At 43.3% G+C, this 20,087-nt stretch carries 33 protein-coding genes; 5 read left to right on the forward strand and 28 right to left on the reverse strand.

Going from position 1 to position 20,087, the window contains the following annotated elements; translation table 11 throughout:
• Positions 1-2: 2 nt before the first annotated feature.
• The 28 genes from FTU05_RS06485 to FTU05_RS06620 all read right to left on the reverse strand — a co-directional run bounded on the left by FTU05_RS06485 (position 3) and on the right by FTU05_RS06620 (position 14,178).
• Positions 3-1,010 (reverse strand): DNA-directed RNA polymerase subunit alpha, encoded by a 1,008-nt coding sequence (locus FTU05_RS06485; protein ID WP_004650465.1) that lies wholly within the window; start codon positions 1,008-1,010, stop codon positions 3-5.
• Positions 1,011-1,027: 17 nt separating this feature from the next.
• Positions 1,028-1,654 (reverse strand): 30S ribosomal protein S4, encoded by a 627-nt coding sequence (rpsD, locus tag FTU05_RS06490; RefSeq protein WP_078192454.1) that lies wholly within the window; start codon positions 1,652-1,654, stop codon positions 1,028-1,030.
• Between the two features lie 12 nt (positions 1,655-1,666).
• A complete protein-coding gene (gene rpsK, locus FTU05_RS06495) occupies positions 1,667-2,053 on the reverse strand; it encodes a 30S ribosomal protein S11 (RefSeq protein ID WP_001040166.1) in 387 nt (128 codons plus the stop codon).
• 19 nt (positions 2,054-2,072) lie between these two features.
• On the reverse strand, positions 2,073-2,429 hold the full coding sequence (gene rpsM / locus FTU05_RS06500; protein ID WP_078189269.1) for a 30S ribosomal protein S13: 357 nt from the start codon (positions 2,427-2,429) through the stop codon (positions 2,073-2,075).
• Between the two features lie 107 nt (positions 2,430-2,536).
• Complete coding sequence (gene rpmJ / locus FTU05_RS06505) at positions 2,537-2,653, reverse strand: 50S ribosomal protein L36 (RefSeq protein WP_000867907.1); 117 nt, start codon at positions 2,651-2,653, stop codon at positions 2,537-2,539.
• Positions 2,654-2,673: 20 nt separating this feature from the next.
• Positions 2,674-3,993 (reverse strand): preprotein translocase subunit SecY, encoded by a 1,320-nt coding sequence (gene secY / locus FTU05_RS06510; protein ID WP_180164712.1) that lies wholly within the window; start codon positions 3,991-3,993, stop codon positions 2,674-2,676.
• Between the two features lie 45 nt (positions 3,994-4,038).
• Positions 4,039-4,479 (reverse strand): 50S ribosomal protein L15, encoded by a 441-nt coding sequence (gene rplO / locus FTU05_RS06515; protein WP_078189271.1) that lies wholly within the window; start codon positions 4,477-4,479, stop codon positions 4,039-4,041.
• A gap of 3 nt (positions 4,480-4,482) precedes the next feature.
• Positions 4,483-4,659 (reverse strand): 50S ribosomal protein L30, encoded by a 177-nt coding sequence (gene rpmD, locus FTU05_RS06520; protein ID WP_005012961.1) that lies wholly within the window; start codon positions 4,657-4,659, stop codon positions 4,483-4,485.
• A gap of 6 nt (positions 4,660-4,665) precedes the next feature.
• Positions 4,666-5,163, reverse strand: coding sequence for a 30S ribosomal protein S5 (gene rpsE / locus FTU05_RS06525; RefSeq protein WP_067762902.1), 498 nt, complete (start codon positions 5,161-5,163; stop codon positions 4,666-4,668).
• 2 nt (positions 5,164-5,165) lie between these two features.
• Positions 5,166-5,516, reverse strand: coding sequence for a 50S ribosomal protein L18 (gene rplR / locus FTU05_RS06530; protein WP_067762903.1), 351 nt, complete (start codon positions 5,514-5,516; stop codon positions 5,166-5,168).
• Between the two features lie 14 nt (positions 5,517-5,530).
• Positions 5,531-6,064 (reverse strand): 50S ribosomal protein L6, encoded by a 534-nt coding sequence (gene rplF / locus FTU05_RS06535; protein WP_078189272.1) that lies wholly within the window; start codon positions 6,062-6,064, stop codon positions 5,531-5,533.
• 13 nt (positions 6,065-6,077) lie between these two features.
• Positions 6,078-6,473, reverse strand: a complete 396-nt coding sequence (gene rpsH / locus FTU05_RS06540; RefSeq protein WP_078189273.1) for a 30S ribosomal protein S8 — start codon at positions 6,471-6,473, stop codon at positions 6,078-6,080.
• Between the two features lie 12 nt (positions 6,474-6,485).
• A complete protein-coding gene (gene rpsN, locus FTU05_RS06545) occupies positions 6,486-6,791 on the reverse strand; it encodes a 30S ribosomal protein S14 (RefSeq protein WP_067762906.1) in 306 nt (101 codons plus the stop codon).
• A gap of 9 nt (positions 6,792-6,800) precedes the next feature.
• A complete protein-coding gene (rplE, locus tag FTU05_RS06550) occupies positions 6,801-7,337 on the reverse strand; it encodes a 50S ribosomal protein L5 (protein WP_067762907.1) in 537 nt (178 codons plus the stop codon).
• Between the two features lie 15 nt (positions 7,338-7,352).
• Positions 7,353-7,670, reverse strand: coding sequence for a 50S ribosomal protein L24 (gene rplX, locus FTU05_RS06555; protein ID WP_078189274.1), 318 nt, complete (start codon positions 7,668-7,670; stop codon positions 7,353-7,355).
• Between the two features lie 9 nt (positions 7,671-7,679).
• Entirely contained in the window at positions 7,680-8,048 is a 369-nt protein-coding gene (gene rplN, locus FTU05_RS06560; RefSeq protein WP_005012978.1) for a 50S ribosomal protein L14, read from the reverse strand.
• 89 nt (positions 8,049-8,137) lie between these two features.
• Complete coding sequence (rpsQ, locus tag FTU05_RS06565) at positions 8,138-8,395, reverse strand: 30S ribosomal protein S17 (protein WP_078189275.1); 258 nt, start codon at positions 8,393-8,395, stop codon at positions 8,138-8,140.
• Positions 8,392-8,589 (reverse strand): 50S ribosomal protein L29, encoded by a 198-nt coding sequence (gene rpmC, locus FTU05_RS06570; RefSeq protein ID WP_005012982.1) that lies wholly within the window; start codon positions 8,587-8,589, stop codon positions 8,392-8,394. The genes rpsQ and rpmC overlap by 4 nt, the downstream gene beginning before the upstream one ends.
• Entirely contained in the window at positions 8,589-9,002 is a 414-nt protein-coding gene (gene rplP, locus FTU05_RS06575) for a 50S ribosomal protein L16 (protein WP_078189276.1), read from the reverse strand. Before rplP ends, rpmC begins: the two co-directional genes overlap by 1 nt.
• 3 nt (positions 9,003-9,005) lie before the next feature.
• Positions 9,006-9,758: a 30S ribosomal protein S3 gene (rpsC, locus tag FTU05_RS06580; protein WP_078189277.1), complete on the reverse strand. Its 753-nt coding sequence runs from the start codon at positions 9,756-9,758 to the stop codon at positions 9,006-9,008.
• Position 9,759: 1 nt separating this feature from the next.
• The gene (gene rplV, locus FTU05_RS06585) at positions 9,760-10,089 is read right to left on the reverse strand and encodes a 50S ribosomal protein L22 (RefSeq protein ID WP_035265103.1); all 330 of its coding nucleotides are present in this window, start codon (positions 10,087-10,089) and stop codon (positions 9,760-9,762) included.
• Between the two features lie 11 nt (positions 10,090-10,100).
• Positions 10,101-10,376: a 30S ribosomal protein S19 gene (gene rpsS / locus FTU05_RS06590; protein WP_004281508.1), complete on the reverse strand. Its 276-nt coding sequence runs from the start codon at positions 10,374-10,376 to the stop codon at positions 10,101-10,103.
• Positions 10,377-10,395: 19 nt separating this feature from the next.
• Positions 10,396-11,220 carry a 50S ribosomal protein L2 gene (rplB, locus tag FTU05_RS06595; RefSeq protein WP_078189278.1) on the reverse strand — a complete coding sequence of 275 codons (825 nt, stop codon included), beginning with the start codon at positions 11,218-11,220 and terminating at the stop codon, positions 10,396-10,398.
• Between the two features lie 11 nt (positions 11,221-11,231).
• Positions 11,232-11,552, reverse strand: coding sequence for a 50S ribosomal protein L23 (gene rplW / locus FTU05_RS06600; RefSeq protein WP_005012992.1), 321 nt, complete (start codon positions 11,550-11,552; stop codon positions 11,232-11,234).
• Positions 11,549-12,151 carry a 50S ribosomal protein L4 gene (gene rplD / locus FTU05_RS06605; protein WP_078189279.1) on the reverse strand — a complete coding sequence of 201 codons (603 nt, stop codon included), beginning with the start codon at positions 12,149-12,151 and terminating at the stop codon, positions 11,549-11,551. Before rplD ends, rplW begins: the two co-directional genes overlap by 4 nt.
• Positions 12,152-12,162: 11 nt before the next feature.
• On the reverse strand, positions 12,163-12,801 hold the full coding sequence (gene rplC / locus FTU05_RS06610; protein WP_078189280.1) for a 50S ribosomal protein L3: 639 nt from the start codon (positions 12,799-12,801) through the stop codon (positions 12,163-12,165).
• Between the two features lie 59 nt (positions 12,802-12,860).
• Positions 12,861-13,172, reverse strand: a complete 312-nt coding sequence (rpsJ, locus tag FTU05_RS06615) for a 30S ribosomal protein S10 (protein WP_000070912.1) — start codon at positions 13,170-13,172, stop codon at positions 12,861-12,863.
• Between the two features lie 268 nt (positions 13,173-13,440).
• Complete coding sequence (locus FTU05_RS06620) at positions 13,441-14,178, reverse strand: type 1 glutamine amidotransferase (protein ID WP_180164670.1); 738 nt, start codon at positions 14,176-14,178, stop codon at positions 13,441-13,443.
• Between the two features lie 158 nt (positions 14,179-14,336).
• On the opposite strand from FTU05_RS06620, the gene FTU05_RS06625 reads away from it, so the two are divergent.
• From FTU05_RS06625 to yihA, 5 genes are all read left to right on the forward strand, one after another.
• Positions 14,337-15,539 carry a PLP-dependent transferase gene (locus tag FTU05_RS06625; protein WP_180164672.1) on the forward strand — a complete coding sequence of 401 codons (1,203 nt, stop codon included), beginning with the start codon at positions 14,337-14,339 and terminating at the stop codon, positions 15,537-15,539.
• 14 nt (positions 15,540-15,553) lie between these two features.
• On the forward strand, positions 15,554-17,137 hold the full coding sequence (locus tag FTU05_RS06630; protein WP_180064818.1) for a helicase HerA-like domain-containing protein: 1,584 nt from the start codon (positions 15,554-15,556) through the stop codon (positions 17,135-17,137).
• 150 nt (positions 17,138-17,287) lie between these two features.
• The gene (gene hmpA / locus FTU05_RS06635) at positions 17,288-18,496 is read left to right on the forward strand and encodes an NO-inducible flavohemoprotein (RefSeq protein ID WP_078192460.1); all 1,209 of its coding nucleotides are present in this window, start codon (positions 17,288-17,290) and stop codon (positions 18,494-18,496) included.
• A gap of 86 nt (positions 18,497-18,582) precedes the next feature.
• Positions 18,583-19,026: an Rrf2 family transcriptional regulator gene (locus FTU05_RS06640; RefSeq protein WP_078189285.1), complete on the forward strand. Its 444-nt coding sequence runs from the start codon at positions 18,583-18,585 to the stop codon at positions 19,024-19,026.
• An 85-nt stretch (positions 19,027-19,111) separates the two neighbouring features.
• Positions 19,112-19,972, forward strand: a complete 861-nt coding sequence (gene yihA / locus FTU05_RS06645; RefSeq protein ID WP_180164674.1) for a ribosome biogenesis GTP-binding protein YihA/YsxC — start codon at positions 19,112-19,114, stop codon at positions 19,970-19,972.
• The last annotated feature ends 115 nt before the right edge of the window (positions 19,973-20,087 follow it).

A 20,087-nucleotide genomic window follows, 5' to 3' on the forward strand; every position in this document is an offset into this window, starting at 1 on the left:
AATTAACGGCTACGATAAGCAAAGCGATCGTCCATGCGGAGGCTAGCCGGTGGCCAGTTCTCTAAACGCATGCCCAATTGCAAGCCTTTCGATGCCAGAACATCTTTAATCTCAGTCAACGATTTTTTACCTAAGTTAGGAGTTTTAAGCAACTCAACTTCAGTACGTTGAACAAGATCGCCAATGTAGTAAATATTTTCTGCTTTCAAACAGTTAGCAGAACGAACAGTAAGCTCTAGATCATCTACTGGACGAAGCAAAATCGGATCAACTTCTTCACGAGGCTCTTGAGCAACTGGTGCTTGATCTTTCTGAAGATCAACAAAAATTGCAATTTGTTGTTGCAAGATTGTTGCCGCTTTGCGGATTGCTTCTTCAGGATCAACAGTACCGTTGGTTTCAAGATCAATGATCAGTTTATCAAGGTCAGTACGTTGTTCTACACGAGCGTTTTCCACTGTATAAGACACACGTTTGATTGGGCTGTAAGAAGCATCTAATTGTAAACGACCCACTGGGCGAGTTTCGCCTTCAGGGAAGCGTGAATCAGAAGTCTCATAACCACGACCTTGAGAAACTTTCAGGCGCATTTTTAATGAGCCAGAAGCACTTAAAGTACCGATCAAATGTTCAGGGTTAACCACTTCAACATTGTGTGGTAAACGAAGGTCAGCGGCTGTAACGTCGCCAGGACCTTGTTTTTCCAATGTCAGATAAGCTTCATTTTGATCGAACAGCTTAATAGACAATCCTTTTAGGTTCAGCAAGAGCTCGACGATGTCCTGCTGCAAGCCTTCCAAAGTACTGTACTCGTGCTCGACACCTTCAATCTCTACTTCAACCACGGCTGCGCCAGGTAAAGAAGACAAAAGGATACGACGTAAAGCATTACCAAGAGTATGACCAAAGCCACGCTCTAATGGTTCTAGAATAACTTTTGCCGAGGTCCCGCTTGCCGCTTCGACCTTGATCGCTTGCGGAGTTAGAAACTCATTTGCAGTACGCGTCATTATTGCTACCTCAAGGATTATTTAGAATACAATTCTACAATCAAGCTTTCGTTGATTTCAGCAGGTAAATCAGAGCGATCTGGTGCAGCTTTGAACGTACCTTCCAATTTAGAATGATCAATTTCAATCCAAGATGGAATGCCACGTTGAGTCGCTAACTCAACTGCGTTTTTGATACGCAATTGTTGTTTAGCACCTTCGTGAACTGCAACAACGTCACCAGCTTTAACTTGGATAGACGCGATATTAACACGACGACCATTTAAAGTGATTGAACGGTGAGATACAAGCTGACGAGCTTCTGCACGTGTAGAACCAAAACCCATGCGATAAACAACGTTATCTAGACGGCTTTCAAGAAGTTTCAACAAGTTTTCACCTGTTGCGCCTTTAACACGAGCAGCTTCTTTGTAGTAGTTACTAAATTGACGCTCTAAAACACCGTACATACGACGTACTTTTTGTTTTTCACGTAATTGTAGTGAGTACTCAGATTGTTTGCCGCCACGAGCGCCACCATGTTGGCCAGGTGCTTTAGCAGCTTTTTTTGTTTTGACGTCAAATGGTTTAACGCCAGATTTTAATTGCAGGTCTGTCCCTTCGCGGCGAGAGAGTTTGCATTTTGGACCAATATAACGAGCCATGAATGTTTCTCCTTACACGCGACGTTTTTTAGGTGGACGGCAACCGTTGTGCGGGATTGGCGTCACATCGGTAATGCTGTTAATTTTATAACCCACTGCACCTAAAGCACGAACCGCAGATTCACGACCTGGACCAGGACCTTTTACAAGGACGTCCAAGTTTTTCAAACCGTAATCTAAAGCAGCTTTACCAGCAACTTCAGCAGCTACCTGAGCAGCAAACGGAGTTGATTTACGTGATCCACGGAAGCCTTGTCCACCAGAGGTAGCCCAAGCCAGTGCATTACCTTGACGATCGGTAATAGTCACAATGGTGTTATTAAAAGAAGCGTGAATGTGTGCAACACCTTCAGAGACGGTACGAGTGACCTTCTTGCGTGTGCGAGTATCTTTAGCCATCTTTTAGCTTCCAGAAATCTTATTTCTTAATAGGTTTGCGCGGACCTTTACGGGTACGTGCGTTAGTTTTGGTGCGTTGACCACGGACAGGCAAGCTGCGACGATGACGAAGACCGCGGTAGCAGCCTAAATCCATTAAACGTTTAATGTTCATGGAAATTTCGCGACGTAAATCACCTTCGGTAGGAACCTTAGTAACTTCTGCACGAATCGCATCAAGCTGAGCGTCATCTAATTCACGAATTTTAGTTGTTGGTGCAATACCAGCAGCAGCTAAGATAGCTTTTGCAGTGTGGCGACCAATACCAAAAATGTACGTTAGAGAGATAACAGCATGCTTGTTATCCGGAATGTTTACACCGGCAATACGAGCCATTCAATTTTCTCCAAAAAGGCAGTTAAGATAATCAACCGCCCGACAAAATCTTTGAGGGGCGGATAATAACCTAATTAGCCTACTGAAATCAACAGGTCTTGATCAGATTAACCTTGACGCTGCTTATGACGAGGTTCTGCGCTGCAAATTACGCGAATAACCCCATTACGACGGATAACTTTACAGCTACCACAAATTTTCTTTACAGAAGCTTGAACTTTCATAATGAAACCTCTAAGTGCGCTTATCCTTTCGGATGAGCAGTCGTTTTACGCATTAACGATTGATTGTCATATTGATGCGATGTGAGATGAGCTTGGAGCTGAGCCATAAAGTCCATCACCACCACCACTACGATCAGTAAAGACGTACCACCTAAGCTAAATGGAATACCAAATGAGCTTTGTAGAATCATCGGCATTAAACAGATGATTGTGATATAAACCGCGCCAATAAAAGTCAAACGATTCAAAATATGATCTAAATAGCGTGCAGTTTGCTCACCAGGACGAATACCCGGCACATAAGCACCACTACGTTTTAAATTCTCTGACACTTCTTTCGGGCTAAATACTAGCGCAGTATAGAAGTAACAGAAGAAGATAATTAATGCGCCAAATAGCACCAAATACATCGGTTGACCCGGCGACAATACGAGTGCCAAATCTTGTAGGCCACGTTTAATCACGCCAGCATTTGGGTCTGCACTGCCAACCCATTGCCCTAAGCTCGCTGGGAACAATAGCAATGAACTCGCAAAAATTGCAGGAATCACACCCGCCATATTAATTTTTAATGGCAAATGTGTTTGCTGAGCAGTAAATACACGACGACCTTGCTGTTTTTGAGCATAGTTTACTGGAATGCGACGCTGCGCCTTCTCAATAAACACAATTGCTGCTAACACTGCAACAGATAGCAATGCAAAGATTGCAAGACCAATTAAACTTGATTGGCCATTATCTACTGAGGTTAAAGATTGCAGAATCAAGTTCGGCAAACCAGCAACGATACCAGCGAAGATGATCATGGAAATACCATTCCCTACTCCACGCTCAGTAATTTGCTCACCTAACCACATCAGGAACATTGTACCTGCAACCAAAGAAGTTACAGCAGGAACGTAAAAAGCAAGTCCACTAGTCAAAGTAATATTTTGACTAATCAGACCTGCACACATCCCAACGGCTTGCACAAGTGCAAGAAACAATGTGCCTTGTCGCGTATATTGATTGATCTTACGCTTACCTTGTTCGCCTTCTTTCTTTAAAGCTTCCAGCGAAGGAACAACCGTAGACATTAACTGCACGATAATCGATGCAGAGATATACGGCATAATCCCAAGAGCAAGAATTGACATACGCTCTAATGCACCACCTGAGAACATGTTAAACAAACCAAGGATCGTACCTTGGTTTGCATTAAACAGATTCTCTAGTGCGGCATTGTTAATGCCCGGTACTGGAATATGTGCTCCCAGTCGAAAAACCAACAACGCCCCGATGAGGAACATCATACGGCGAATAATTTCACGATATTTCACATGAAAAGGTTGGCCTTTCATCATGTTAACATGACCTGTCGAACTAGGAGTCATAGACACTGGGGATTACTCCTCGACTTTACCGCCAGCAGCTTCAACAGCAGCTTTAGCGCCTTTAGTCAATGCAACACCTTGAACAGTGAATGCACGAGTAATTTCACCAGAAAGTACGATGCGTGCACGCAACATATCTTTACGTACAACGTTAGCAGCTTTTAAAGTTTCAAGAGACACGATGTCGCCTTCAACTTTAGCAAGTTCTGATAAACGTACTTCAGCAGTTTTCAAAGCCATTTGGCTAGTGAAACCGAATTTAGGTAAACGACGGTATAACGCAGTTTGACCACCTTCGAAACCAGGACGTGTACCACCGCTCTTACGTGAGTTTTGACCTTTGACACCACGGCCACCAGTCTTACCAACGCCAGAACCGATACCACGGCCTAAACGAAGGTTGTCACGCTTAGCACCTTCTGCAGGTGCAATTGTATTTAAACGCAGAGTCATGGCTTATTCCTCTACACTAACCATATAGTAAACTTGGTTGATCATACCACGGTTAGAAGGCGTATCTTGCACTTCAACTGTATGACCAATACGACGCAGACCTAAACCTTTAAGGCTAAGCTTGTGATTTTTCAAGCGGTGCGATGAAGATTTAGTCTGGGTAACTTTAATCGTTTTCATGATTGATTACCCTTGAATTTGTGCTACTGATAAACCACGTTTCGCAGCAACTTTCTCAGGAGAAGTCATATCACGCAAACCGTTAAAAGTTGCGTTTACTACGTTAGCAGCGTTAGTAGAACCATAACACTTAGTTAATACGTTACGTACACCTACAGCTTCTAAAACTGCACGCATAGCGCCACCAGCAATTACACCAGTACCTTCAGAAGCAGGTTGCATGTAAACGCGGCTTGCACCGTGACGAGCATTGATAGGGTGCTGAACAGTACCGTCAACAAGGTCAACAGTAATCATGTTGCGACGAGCAGCTTCAAGTGCTTTAGAAATAGCAGCTGGAACTTCACGTGCTTTACCACGACCAAAACCTACGCGACCATTACCATCACCCACAACAGTTAATGCTGTGAAAGAGAAGATACGACCACCCTTAACAACTTTGGCTACACGATCAACGGCAACCAGCTTTTCAACAAGACCTTCGTTTTGTTCAACTTTAGCCATGATTAGAACTCCAAGCCGTTTTCACGAGCAGCATCAGCCAAGGCTTTGATACGACCATGATATTTGAAACCAGAACGGTCAAATGCAACTTTAGTTACACCAGCCGCTTTAGCACGTTCTGCAATTAAAGCACCAACTTTCTGAGCCGATTCAACGTTACCAGTAGTACCAGCACGTAGAGTAGCGTCTAAAGTAGAAGCTTGCGCTAATACTTTGCCACCATCTGCAGAGATAACTTGAGCATAGATGTGACGCGGAGTGCGGTTTACACACAAACGAGTCGCACCCAATGCACGGATGTGCAAGCGTGTGCTTTTCGCACGACGCAAACGGGATTGTTTCTTTTCGTTCATAAGAACCTCGCGCCTTATTTCTTCTTAGCTTCTTTACGAAGTACAACTTCGTCAGAATAACGAACACCTTTACCTTTATAAGGCTCTGGCGGACGGTAACCACGGATTTCTGCAGCAACTTGACCTAATTTAGCTTTATCAGCTGATTTAAGTACAATTTCAGTTGCAGTAGGAGTTTCTGCAGTTACACCTTCAGGAAGGTTGTAGTCGATCGGGTGAGAGAAACCAAGGTTAAGGTTAACAATGTTACCTTTAACCGCAGCTTTATAACCAACACCGATAAGCTGTAACTTACGTTCGAAACCTTCGTTAACACCTTTTACAAGGTTGTTAAGCACAGCGCGAGCAGTACCAGCTTGCATCCAAGCATCTTTAGATTCAGCTTTAGGAGCAATAACTAGAGTACCGTCTTCCTGTTTTAGCTCGACCAGCGCATGCAGGTTGAAAGACAATGTACCTTTGCTGCCTTTCACTTCGACCTGCCGGCCGTTCTGAGTAACTGTAACACCGTTAGGTACAGTTACTGGGGCTTTAGCCACACGAGACATGAGGAATCACCTATTAAGAAACAAAAGCAATAACTTCACCACCGATACCTGCAGCACGTGCAGCGCGATCAGTCATGATGCCTTTGCTTGTAGAAACAATTGCAATACCTAAACCTTGCTTAACGCTAGGAAGTGCATCTTTACCGCGATATTGACGTAGACCAGGACGGCTTACGCGTTTCACAGTATCGATAACTGGTTTGCCTTCGAAATATTTTAAAGTAATCGTTAAAGTCGCTTTGCCTTCATTGTCAGCAACAGCTACATCAGCGATATAACCTTCTTGTTGAAGTACGTTAGCAATCGCAACTTTCAACTTTGAGTTTGGCATAGAAACAGTTTGTTTCTTTGCCATTTGTGCGTTACGAACACGTGTTAGCATGTCGGCAACGGTATCTTGCATACTCATTTATAGTGCTCCTTACCAGCTTGCCTTAACAACGCCCGGTACATCACCTTGCATTACTGTTTCACGTAATTTGTTACGGCTTAAGCCGAACTTACGGAAGTAACCATGAGGACGACCAGTTAAACCACAACGGTTACGTAGACGTACTGGAGACGCATTACGTGGTAATGCTTGAAATTTCATCATCGCTTCGAAACGTTCTTCGTCTGATGCATTAACGTTTGCGATAATTGCTTTTAATTCAGCACGTTTCGCAGCGTATTTAGCAACAGTAGCTTCGCGTTTCAATTCGCGATTAATCATACCTTTCTTAGCCATATCGACCTCTTATTTGAACGGGAAGCCGAATGCACGCATAAGCGCACGGCCTTCGTCATCGGTGCGAGCAGTCGTAGTGATGGTAATGTCCATACCACGAATACGATCAATCTTATCAAAATCGATTTCAGGGAACATGATTTGTTCCTTAAGACCCATTGAGTAGTTACCACGACCATCGAATGATTTCGCAGAGAAACCACGGAAGTCACGGATACGAGGGATCGCGATAGAGATCAAACGGTCTAAGAATTCGTACATACGTTCGCCGCGTAAAGTAACTTTACAGCCGATCGGCCAACCATCACGGATTTTGAAACCAGCGATAGATTTACGAGCTAAAGTAAGTACTGGTTTTTGACCAGCAATTGCTTGCATATCAGAAAGAGCGCCATCTAACAATTTCTTGTCAGCTGATGCAGCACCAACACCCATGTTGATGGTGATTTTTGTAATGCGAGGAATATCCATCACATTCTTAACGCCCAATGTTTCTTTTAATTGAGCCTTAAGTTCGTCGTTGTAACGCGTTTTAAGTCTGGCCATTGCCTAGTCAACCTATTACTTCGCTACCGCCACTGATTCACCATTAGATTTGAATACGCGAGTTTTCACGCCTTCAATCACTTGGTAACCAACACGGTCAGCCTTTTGGGTTGTAGCATTAAAAATTGCCACGTTAGAGATATGAAGCTCAGCTTCTTGAGTTACGATGCCGCCTTCAGCGCCAGTAGCTCGGTTAGGCTTTTGATGCTTCGTTACCAAGTTAAGGCCTTCAACCTTAACACGGTCATTTGAAACAGACAAAACAGTACCTTGTTTGCCTTTTTCTTTACCTGCGATCACAATTACTTGATCGCCCTTTTTAATCTTAGCCATGAGTGCCTCTTATAGAACTTCAGGAGCCAATGAAATAATTTTCATGAACTGTTCAGTACGAAGTTCACGAGTCACTGGTCCGAAAATACGAGTTGCAATCGGCGCTTTGTTGTTGTTCAAAATAACAGCTGCGTTATCGTCGAAACGAATAACTGAACCATCTGCACGACGGATGCCGAATTTTGTACGTACAACTACAGCATTCATCACGTCACCTTTTTTAACACGTGCGCGTGGAATAGCTTCTTTTACAGTAACTTTAATAATGTCGCCAACAGAAGCATAACGACGATGTGAACCACCAAGTACTTTAATACATTGTACGCGGCGAGCACCACTGTTGTCTGCTACGTCTAGCATACTTTCGGTTTGAATCATTGCCCTACTCCAAAACCGAGCATCACCGGTCGCAATTTCGAAAGGCTCAAAGAGTACTCGAAATTGACCGATGATGCAAGAACGTTTAATTACTCAGCAGCAGCTTCAACAACTTCAACTAAAGTCCAAGACTTAGTTTTAGAAATTGGGCGGCTTTCTTTGATGCTTACTACGTCACCAACTTTAGCAACATTGTTTTCATCATGAGCGTGTAATTTAGTTGAACGGCGGATTGATTTGCCATACAACGGGTGTTGAACGCGGCGTTCGATAAGAACAACGATAGACTTGTCCATCTTGTCGCTAACTACTTTACCGGTTAACGTGCGAACTGTTTGTTCACTCATTGTCCGTTCCCCTGTTTTTCGGTTAGGAGTGTCTTAATACGAGCAATAGTTTTACGAGTAAGCGCAACTTCGTGCGATTTACCCAATTGACCAGTTGCTTTCGCCATACGAAGACGGAATTGGTTAAGCTGTTGCTCATCAAGCAAAGCTGTCAACTCTTCTACCGACTTTTCACGTAGATCATTAGTTTTCATTACATTACCGTCCGAGTCACGATAGTGGTTTTAAACGGAAGTTTTGCAGCAGCAAGCGTAAATGCTTCGCGAGCAAGTTCTTCGTTAACACCATCAATTTCGTACAAGACTTTACCTGGTTTGATTTGGCAAACCCAGTATTCCACAGAACCTTTACCTTTACCCATACGAACTTCTAATGGTTTTTCAGTAATTGGTTTGTCTGGGAAAACACGGATAAAGATCTTACCACCACGTTTAATACGACGGCTGATTGTACGACGCGCTGCTTCAATTTGACGTGCAGTCATTTGACCACGTTCAATTGATTTAAGTGCAATAGTACCAAAAGATACTGAGCTACCGCGATGTGCTAGACCAGTGTTACGGCCTTTTTGCACTTTACGGAATTTAGTACGTTTAGGTTGTAACATGGATTATTCTCCTTTTTCAGCAGAACGATCATTGCGACGACCACGACGCTCTTGACCTTCACCACGACCACGACCACGTTTAGCTGGACGTTCTTCAGCTGGAGCTGGGTTCATGACTTGTTTCATGCCGCCCAAGATCTCACCACGGAAGATCCATACTTTAACGCCGATCGTACCGTAAGTAGTCTCAGCACGCATAGTAGCATAGTCGATGTCAGCACGAAGAGTATGAAGAGGTACACGACCTTCACGATACCATTCAGTACGAGCAATCTCAGCACCACCTAGACGGCCTGAAACTTCTACTTTGATACCTTTAGCACCAGCACGCATAGAGTTTTGAACCGCACGCTTCATAGCACGACGGAACATTACACGTTTTTCTAATTGAGAAGCGATTGCTTCAGCAACTAAACGAGCGTCTAAATCTGGGCGATCGATTTCGTTGATACTTACTTGCGCAGGAACACCCATAATGGCTGTTAATTCGCGTTGTAATTTCTCAATGTCTTCGCCTTTTTTACCGATCACGATACCAGGACGTGCAGTGCTAATAGTTACTTTAGCTGCGCCTGTAGGGCGTTCGATAAGAATATTGCTTACCATCGCATTCTTAAGTTTTTTAGTTAAAAACTCACGAACTTGAAGATCTTTTAGCAAATATTCAGCATATTGTTTCGGATTCGCATACCAGTTAGCGTTATGACGTTTCACAACACCTAGGCGGATACCGATTGGATGAACCTTCTGACCCATATCAAACCCCTACCTTAACGGTAATGTGACAAGTACGCTTAGTAATACGATCTGCACGGCCTTTAGCACGTGGCAAAATACGTTTCAGGCTCATGCCTTCATCAACGTAGATCGTAGAAACTTTAAGGTCGTCTACATCTAAACTGTTATTGTGTTCAGCGTTTGCAATCGCAGATTCCAATGCTTTTTTAACTAAAACTGCAGCTTTTTTGTTGCTGAAGTTTAAGATATTTAAAGCATGCGCAACAGATTTGCCGCGAATTAGGTCTGCAACCAAACGTGCTTTTTGTGCCGAGATAGCGGCACCGCGTAATTTAGCAGTTACTTCCATCATAGCACCTATTAACGTTTAGACTTCTTGTCAACACCGTGACCACGATAGGTACGAGTTGGCGCGAATTCACCTAATTTATGACCAACCATATGCTCAGATACGATCACTGGAACATGGTTACGGCCATTGTGTACAGAAATTGTTAGACCAACAAAATCCGGTAAGATCATCGAACGACGCGACCAAGTTTTGATCGGCTTACGGTTATTAGCCGCGATAGCCGCTTCAACCTTAGCGAACAAGTGCGCATCGACGAATGGGCCTTTTTTCAGAGAACGAGGCATTGTCAGATTCCTTTACTTGTTACTTAACGCGACGGTCGCGAATGATCATCTTAGTCGTACGCTTGTTGGTACGTGTTTTGTACCCTTTAGCTTTTTGACCCCATGGACTTACAGGTTGAATACCTTTGTTACGTCCTTCACCACCACCATGTGGATGGTCTACTGGGTTCATCGCCATACCACGTACGGTAGGACGAACGCCACGCCAGCGTGATGCACCTGCTTTACCAAGTGAACGAAGGTTGCTTTCTGAGTTAGAAACTTCACCTAACACAGCACGGCATTCAACGTGTACTTTACGCATTTCGCCTGAACGAAGACGAATAATAGCGTAAGAACCGTCACGACCCAACAATTGAGCAGATGTACCAGCAGAACGTACTAATTGTGCGCCTTTACCGATTTTAAGCTCGATGTTGTGAAGAGTAGAACCGATAGGCATGTTGCGAAGTGGCAAGCAGTTACCTGGACGGATTGGAGCATCGTTACCAGATTGAACTTGATCACCAGCGCGAAGGCCTTTAGGTGCAATAATATAGCGACGTTCACCGTCAGCATATTTCAATAAAGCAATATGAGCTGTACGGTTTGGATCGTATTCAATACGCTCAACTACAGCAGGGATGCTGTCTTTGTTACGTTTGAAGTCTACGATACGGTAGTGCTGTTTATGACCACCACCAACGTGACGAGTTGTAATGTGACCGTTGTTATTACGACCGCCAGTACGTTTTTTAGCTTCAACCAACGGAGCATATGGCGCGCCTTTGTGAAGGTGGTTATGAACCACTTTCTCTACAAAGCGACGTCCTGGAGACGTTGGCTTACATTTTTGAATCGGCATAATTTTCGTCCTTATTCCGCTGCGTTTTCAGCGGTATCGCCCAAGTCAGCCATTTCAACATCTTGGCCAGCTTTCAGGGTGACGTATGCTTTTTTAACATCAGAACGACGTCCTAATGTTTTACCAAAGCGTTTAGTCTTACCTTTAGTGATCGTTGTGTTAACTTTAACAACTTGAACACCAAATAGTTGCTCAACAGCTTTTTTGATTTCAAGTTTGTTTGCATCTAGTGCAACTTTGAACACTTGAACACCAGCAGTTTCACCTAAAACTTGTGCTTTTTCTGAGAATACAGGTCCTTGTAGGACTTGATAGATACGTTCGTTGTTCATCCGAGTTCTACCTCAATTTTCTTAGCAGCAGCAACAGACATAACAACTTTATCGAACGCGATCAAGCTAACAGGATCGATTGCAGCAGCATCAACCACATCAACGTGTGGAATGTTGCGAGCAGCAAGATACAAGTTCTCATCAACAGCATCTGTAACGATTAATGCACGAGGTGCATTCAAGTCGTTAAGTTTTGCAAGCAATTCTTTAGTTTTTGGAGCTGCAACAGCAATCTCTTCAACTAAAACAAGGCGATCTTGACGAACAAGCTCAGCCAGGATGCATTGCATAGCACCGCGATACATTTTACGGTTTACTTTTTGAGACCAGTCTTGTGGACGAGCAGCAAAAGTTTTACCACCGCCAACCCAGATTGGGCTACGAATAGAACCAGCACGAGCGCGGCCAGTACCTTTTTGACGGAAAGGTTTTTTACCACCGCCAGAAACGTCAGCACGTGATTTTTGCGCTTTCGAACCTTGACGACCACCAGCTAAGTAAGCTGTAACAACTTGGTGTACAAGAGCTTCGTTAAAATCACGACCAAACGCAACTTCAGATAACTCAACAGCAGAGCCGGAAACAGTATTTAAATTCACGTTATTTCCCCTCAGGCCTTGATAGTAGGACGAACAGTAACGTCGCCACCAGTAGCACCAGGAACCGCACCTTTAACAACTAGAACTGAACGTTCTGCGTCGATAGCAACGATTTCAAGACCCTGTGTAGTTACACGTTCAGCACCTAAGTGACCAGGCATTTTTTTGCCTTTGAACACGCGACCAGGAGTCTGGTTTTGACCTGTAGAACCGATAACACGGTGAGATACAGAGTTACCATGTGTAGCGTCTTGAGTACGGAAGTTCCAACGCTTAACACCACCTTGGAAACCTTTACCTTTAGATGTACCAGTAACGTCAACAATTTGACCCACTGTGAACACATCTACACCGATAGTTCCGCCAACTTCACGACCTTCAAGATCAGCTTCTGTAGCGCGGAATTCTTGAACTAGACGACCAGCAGCTACACCCGCTTTAGCGAAGTGACCTTTCTGAGCGTTAGTTACGCGAGATTCGCGACGTTCACCAGTAGTGATTTGAATCGCTTGATAACCATCAGTTTCAAGCGTTTTGATTTGTGTGATGCGGTTAGGATCAACCTCAATCACTGTTACAGGTACAGAAACACCAGCATCTGTAAAGATACGTGTCATACCGCACTTGCGACCGACTAAACCAATAGCCATGTGCATAAACCTCTAAAAAAGCGGCCTAATTAACTTAGAGCGTTAATTAACCGAAAGCCTTAACCCAAAGCGATCTGAACATCAACACCAGCTGCAAGATCTAACTTCATCAATGCATCAACAGTTTTATCTGTAGGTTGAACGATGTCGATCAAACGTTTGTAAGTGCGGATCTCGTATTGGTCACGCGCATCTTTGTTAACGTGTGGTGATGTTAAAACGTTAAAACGTTCGATACGTGTAGGCATCGGGATTGGACCACAAACTTGTGCGCCAGTACGTTTTGCTGTTTCTACGATTTCTTGAGCTGATTGATCAATTAGACGGTGATCAAAAGACTTAAGACGGATACGAATTCTCTGGTTAGACATACCAGTTAACTCCAAGCCAAATATATAAAGAATCACCCTTGACGCATCTCACCCCACTTTAAAAGAGGCAAGTGTCAAGAGCAGTGAAATATCACTAAGGTCACGATCGATGCCGCGACTGTCACGATGTTAACTACTTTATTCGTAGCTAACCCCCTTCATCAAAGGGTCGCCCATTATAGCTATTGTTTAATGCATAAGCAAATCTCTTTTGCTGTTTTTCTTATATTTTTCATTTTTTATGCAAGATCAATTGCTTAACTTTTAATCAATAGGCATTTTTTCTTAATACATACTCTATTGCTTGGTTTAGTATTTGATTTCCCTCAATAAATTTGTTTTTTGCGCTTTTCCGTAGATCATGTACTGGCTGTACAGATGTTCCTGAAAAAAATGCCACCTCTTCATCATTTTCCAAAAATAAATCGAGTACTTCAGGGGTAATTTCAGGATGAAATTGAAAGCCCAAAACATTTTGCCCGATTTGATACATTTGATTACGACATACATCATTTTCCGCCAGTAATACCGCTCCTTTGGGAATTTCAAATGTTTCACTGTGCCACTGCATGACTTTAAACTCTTCAGGTAGTTTGAAACAGTCATGCGGTACGTTAGCGACCTTACGGATGGTCGTCCAACCCAATTCTTGTTGTGCATTTCGACTCACTGCACCGCCCAAAGCATTAGCAATCAATTGCCCACCTAAACAAAGCCCGATTGCGGGTTTACCGAGGGCCAAATAGCGTCGCAGCCAACGCTTTTCTATTTTTAACCATGGGAAATTTGCCTCATCATTTACGCTCATGGTCCCACCCATGATGATGAGTAAATCGACATCTTCAACATGCGGCAAAGCCTCGAGATCTAAGGTTTGATCGACAGGTAATGCAAAGAATTCTGTGGCCGTAATTTTGGCCTGATGCTGTTTTAAAAATTCATAACAACTGCCGAACCCTTCGCCAGCAATATGCTGAAAATAATGTACTTTTAAATGCGACTTCATGCGCTAAACCTATTGTTGTTGCTCTGATATCGGTTTTGCAAGAATGAAGCCAACTTTGCTTTTCACTTAATTTTCTATACAAAAGCATCGTAAAACCATGTGTTTTAGTCGTATTCTTTTGAACATTCATTATTATTTTGATCATTTCAGAGCGCCACGTGAAAAAGAATCCTCAAACCGAACTCATTCATGCACCAAGAAAGGCACCGCAATACATCAATAGTGTTCAACCTCCCCTGTTTCGTGCATCCACTATAATTTTCGAAAATACAGATGCGCTATTTAATCGCCATTGGACCGATGATTATGACTATAGCTATGGAACGCATGGCACCCCCACGACATTTACCCTAGGCGATCAGATTGCTCAGATTGAAGGTGGCTTGTATCACTTACTCGCACCAAGCGGTTTATCTGCAATTAATTTGGTCAATTCATGTTTTTTAAGTCAAGGGGATGAAGTGTGGGTCGCAGATAATATCTATGGCCCAAATATGGAACATCTGCGTAACCTAGAAACCCGCTATGGCATCGTGGTCAAGGTTTATAACCCGATTGATGTCGATTCATTTAGCCCTTCAGCGCAAGCTAAGCTTATCTGGTTAGAAGCAGCAGGTTCTGTCACTTTAGAGTTTCCAGATTTAGTCGGCTTGGTCAAAAAAGCCCAAGCACATAACATTCTCACTGCACTGGACAATACATGGGGCGCAGGACTTGCCTTTAATGCTTTTGATTTCAGTTCTGAGCATCTGAGTGTCGATATCAGTGTGCATGCCTTGACCAAATACCCAAGTGGCGGCGGGGATATTTTGATGGGTTCGGTAATTACACGAGATAAAAAGCTTCATCACAAACTGTTTCGTGCGCACGCTATTCAAGGCATTAGTATCTCTGGTGATGACGCCGCGCAAGTACAACGCAGTTTGGCTTCAATGCGCCTGCGCTATGAACACCAGTCACAAAGTGCTTTAACTTTATTAAATTGGCTAAAACAGCAACCAGCCTTTGTACAGGTTTTACATCCTGCTGATGAAGCTTCCGCAGGACATCAGTATTGGAAAGAAATTTGTACAGAACAACACAGTGCCGGCTTGGTCAGCGTGGTATTTAATGAAAAATATAGCCTGCAGGATGTACGCCGCTTTTGTGATGCACTTAAACTATTTAAGCTCGGTTTTAGCTGGGGTGGCCCAGTCAGTTTAGTCATGCTATATAACTTAAAAGATATGCGTGTACTCGAACATTCACATATTCAAGCCGGCTTACTGGTTCGCTTCTGTATAGGACTAGAACATCCTGCAGATTTAATACAAGATATAGAAAACGCACTACAACATTTAAATAAACAGCAACTCGAATAAATACAGGAGCATCTATGGGTACACCAATTATTATTGGCAAAAAAACACAAGACACCACACAAGATGTGGTGCTTCATTCACAATTTGCAAACCGCCATGGTTTGATTGCTGGCGCCACAGGTACTGGTAAGACAGTGACGTTGAAGGTGTTGGCAGAAAGTTTTTCTCGGCTGGGTGTACCTGTATTTTTAGCCGATGCCAAAGGGGATGTTTCTAGCCTTGCCAAAGCAGGTGAAAGCAATCCTAAGTTTGACGAACGAATTAAAAGTTTAAATATCGAGAGCATTCCTTTTGCTGCCTCCCCTGTGGTGTTTTGGGATTTGTTTGGTGAACAAGGACATCCCATTCGCACCACCATTTCTGAAATTGGTCCACTTCTCCTTGCCCGAATTCTGAATTTAAACGACACGCAAGAAGGCGTGTTATCTGCGGTCTTTCGTATTGCTGATGATCAGGGCTTATTGCTCATCGACTTTAAAGACTTAAAAGCCATGATCAGCTACGTCAGTGAACATGCAGCAGAATTTAAAAATGAATATGGCAATTTATCACCTGCAAGCTTAGGTGCAATTCAACGTAATTTGCTCGCATTGGCCGATCAAGGTGGTGACAAGTTCTTTGGTGAGCCTGCGCTCAATATCATGGATTTCATTCAAACGGATGCACAAGGTCGTGGCAACATCAACCTGCTTGCCGCTGACAAGTTAATGAATACCCCTAAGCTCTATGCGACCTTCTTACTTTGGATGCTGTCAGAACTGTTTGAACAATTGCCTGAAGTTGGAGATATGGATAAACCCAAACTGGTGTTCTTCTTCGATGAAGCGCATTTATTGTTTGATAATGCCAGCCCTGCTTTACAAGAAAAGATTGAACAAGTGGTTCGTCTAATTCGCTCTAAAGGTGTCGGCATTTACTTTGTAACGCAAAATCCACTTGACCTACCCGAGAGTGTTTTAGGACAACTAGGTAACCGCGTTCAGCATGCGCTACGTGCATTTACCCCAAAAGATCAGAAAGCCGTAAAAACCGCAGCAGATACTTTCCGAGCCAATCCTGCGTTTAAAGTCGATCAAGTGATTACGGAACTGGCTGTAGGTGAAGCACTGATTAGCTGTCTAGATGAACAAGGCACACCTCAAATTGTTGAACGTGCTTGGGTGATGCCACCCTACTCTTCATTTAGCCCAATTGCTGTAGAAGAACGCAAAGCTCTGATGGCAAATAGCGTTGTCGCAGGTGTGTATGACACCGAAGCAGATCGTGAAAGTGCCTATGAACTTTTACAAAATAAAGTGGCGGAGCGCCAACAACAAGCCGTCCAAGCGGAACAAGATAAAATAGAAGCCAAAGAACAAGAAGCGTTGGCCAAACAACAAGCCAAGGAAGCAGATGCACTCGCTAAACAGCAAGCGCGTGAACAAGAACGCCTTACACGCGAACAACAAAAAGAAGCTGAGCGCTCAGCCAAACAACGTGAAAAACTGATTCAAGACACTGTAGGAACTTTTGCAAAAAGTGCAGCACGCAGCTTGGGTGGGTCGACAGGTCAGAAAATTATCCGTGGCCTCTTAGGTTCTATCTTCGGCAAGAAATAATCTAAAAGCCCAATTAAAAAGTACAAATTTATGGAATCTTTTTATATTCCATAATTTTTTTATGGTTTTTACTAAAACATGTATTGCGCGGATGTATTTAAAAATGTATTTTAAATACATCTTACAAATAACAGCCATGAGAGATCAGCTATGACTCCGCAGCAAATTGACCTAGTAAAAGCTACTGTTCCTGTTCTACGTGAAAATGGTGTCGCGCTGACTGGTTACTTCTATAATCGTATGTTGGGCAATAACCCTGACCTCAAAGAAACCTTTAACATGGGACATCAGCGCAGCGGTGCTCAGGCACAAGCCTTGGCGGGTGCTGTATTGGCTTATGCTGAAAATATTGAGGACCCATCTGTACTTTTACCAGTTGTAGAATTAATTGCGCATAAACATGTGAGTCTTAACATTCAAGCGCCAGACTATAATATTGTCGGCGAAAATTTGCTGCACTCGATCAGTGAAGTATTAAGCATTTCAATGGAAGATCCACTGATTGCCGCTTGGGCAGCAGCATATGGACAATTGGCAGACTTGTTTATCAGCACTGAAAAAGCGATTTATGAGCAACATCAGCAAACTAAAGGCAGTTGGTTAGGTTGGCGTAATTTCAAAATCGCGAAAAAAGTGGCTGAAAGTGATGAAATCACCTCATTCTACCTTGAGCCTTCTGATGGTGGTGATTTACCAAAATATGAAGCAGGTCAGTACATCTCTGTACGTGTATTGGTCGATGAGCTGGGCCTAAAACAGCCACGTCAATATACACTGTCGACCAGCCCGCAAGACAACTACTTACGTATCTCTGTAAAACGTGAAGATCAGAAAGGTGACTTGGTTCCAGGTTGGGTATCGAATACACTGCATGGCTTGGAGATCGGTTCAGAAATCGAAGTGTCTGCACCAACAGGTAATTTCTTCCTGATTGATTCACAAAAACGCAATGTCTTTATCAGTGGTGGTGTAGGTCTAACACCAATGATTGCGATGCTGAATCAGTTGGTGACTTTAGACATGCCACAACCTGTAACCTTTATCCATGCCTGCCGTAGCAAACAAGTGCATGCAATGCATAAACACATTCAGGATTTGGAAGCAAAATACCCACGTCTTAGCACTTTTACAGCGTATGAGTTCCCTCATGCTAATGATAAATTAGGTGAAGATTATGATGCTGCTGGTCGTCTAGACTTAGGCAGCATGGATACTGCACTGTTACCGATCAATGCGGATTATTACCTTTGCGGTCCAATGCCATTTATGGCTGAACAACAGAAAGCTTTAATTGCTCGTGGTATTCCTGCTAGCAATATTCACAGCGAAGCTTTCGGCACTGGTGGTGTAAAACACTAACTAAGCTATTCACCTGAAATACAAAGGGTTAGTTTAGTTATGCTAGACTAGCCCTTATTTATTTCTCTCAGACTCACAGTATTATCATGCAACTCAATAAATTCACCGATTATGCATTACGCATTTTGCTCTATATCGCACGTCCTCGTGATGTGCCTTATAACATTGCTGAAATTGCAGAAGACCTGCACGTTTCGCGTAATCACTTGGTGAAAATTGTGCATTTTATGGCAAAGCAAAACTGGTTAATCACCAGCCGCGGCAAAGGTGGCGGCATTCGCCTAAACCCTGAAGCACTTGACGCTCAGCTCGGTCAAATTGTGCGAATTTTGCAAGGTAATCACCAGATTGTTGAATGCAACGACCCACCCTGCGTACTGCGCAGTCAGTGTGGTTTAAAAAGCATCTTAGACCAAGCTTTAGAACAGTTTTATCAAAGTCTCGATCAGTACAAACTTGCCGATGTCTTGCAACCAAGCAGCGCATCTAAATTTACAACACAATCTCCAATTCAAATGATCAATCTCTAATTTCACTTTGCCTGCGACAAAATTCGCTTGCCTGCCCGACTTCCTTTATAATGCGTGTTGTTAAATCAGTTATTGAAGTTGGGTTATGCATCAGCACAGAGGAAAATCACGAAACAGTAAAGCGGCCAATGCGCCGAAGCAAAGGATTACTTACGAGAAAAAAGTAGACTCTGCGATTACTGAATATGCTGTGCGCTCGCTCAACTGGCTACGCAAAGCTGAGTTCTTAATGAGTGCGCCTAAACTCAACCTCTGCGTTGAAGATACCGGCTATGAAATTGCCTTTGCTGGCCGCTCCAATGCGGGTAAGTCGAGTGCCATTAATGCGCTCACCAACCAAAAACAATTGGCTCGTGCGTCGAAAAAACCGGGTCGTACCCAAATGATCAACTTTTTCAGTTTAGGAAATCCTGATCAGCGTTTGGTCGACTTACCGGGTTATGGCTATGCCGCTGTACCTGAAGCGATGAAAATCGTGTGGCAAAAAGAGTTAGAAAACTACCTGATACACCGTGAAAGTTTACAAGGTCTTGTGCTGCTGATGGATATCCGTCATCCACTACAACACTTTGATGTCATGATGTTGGAATGGGCACATTCACGTAAATTGTTCGTGCATGTACTACTGACCAAATCAGATAAATTAAACCGTGGCCCAGCCTCTAAAGCACTACAAGAAGTGAAAGCAGCATTGAAAAAAATGAAGCTAAACTTCTCTATCCAATTGTTCTCATCATTGAATAAACAAGGTTTAGAAGAGTTAGCGAGTGTCATGGCGGGTCGTCTTAACTTCACTCTAGAACAATCCACAGAGTTTGATCTTGGTAGCATTCCTGAAGCATCGGAAGATGATATTGAAATCGATGCAGATGCGGAAGCATTCGATGACGTCGACACTACATCTGAAGATTTACCCCAAGCTGAAGGCAAAAATTCAGACCACTAATCCAGTAATTTTAAAGTCAGCGCAAGGATGATTGTCTAACAAAAAGTATCATCTGAAGATAATGAAATGTCCTGTATTGCTAATCACAATGCAGGATTTTTTTTTTTTGGATACT

This window comes from Acinetobacter sp. YH12049, assembly GCF_013419875.1.
Lineage (GTDB): Bacteria > Pseudomonadota > Gammaproteobacteria > Pseudomonadales > Moraxellaceae > Acinetobacter > Acinetobacter amyesii.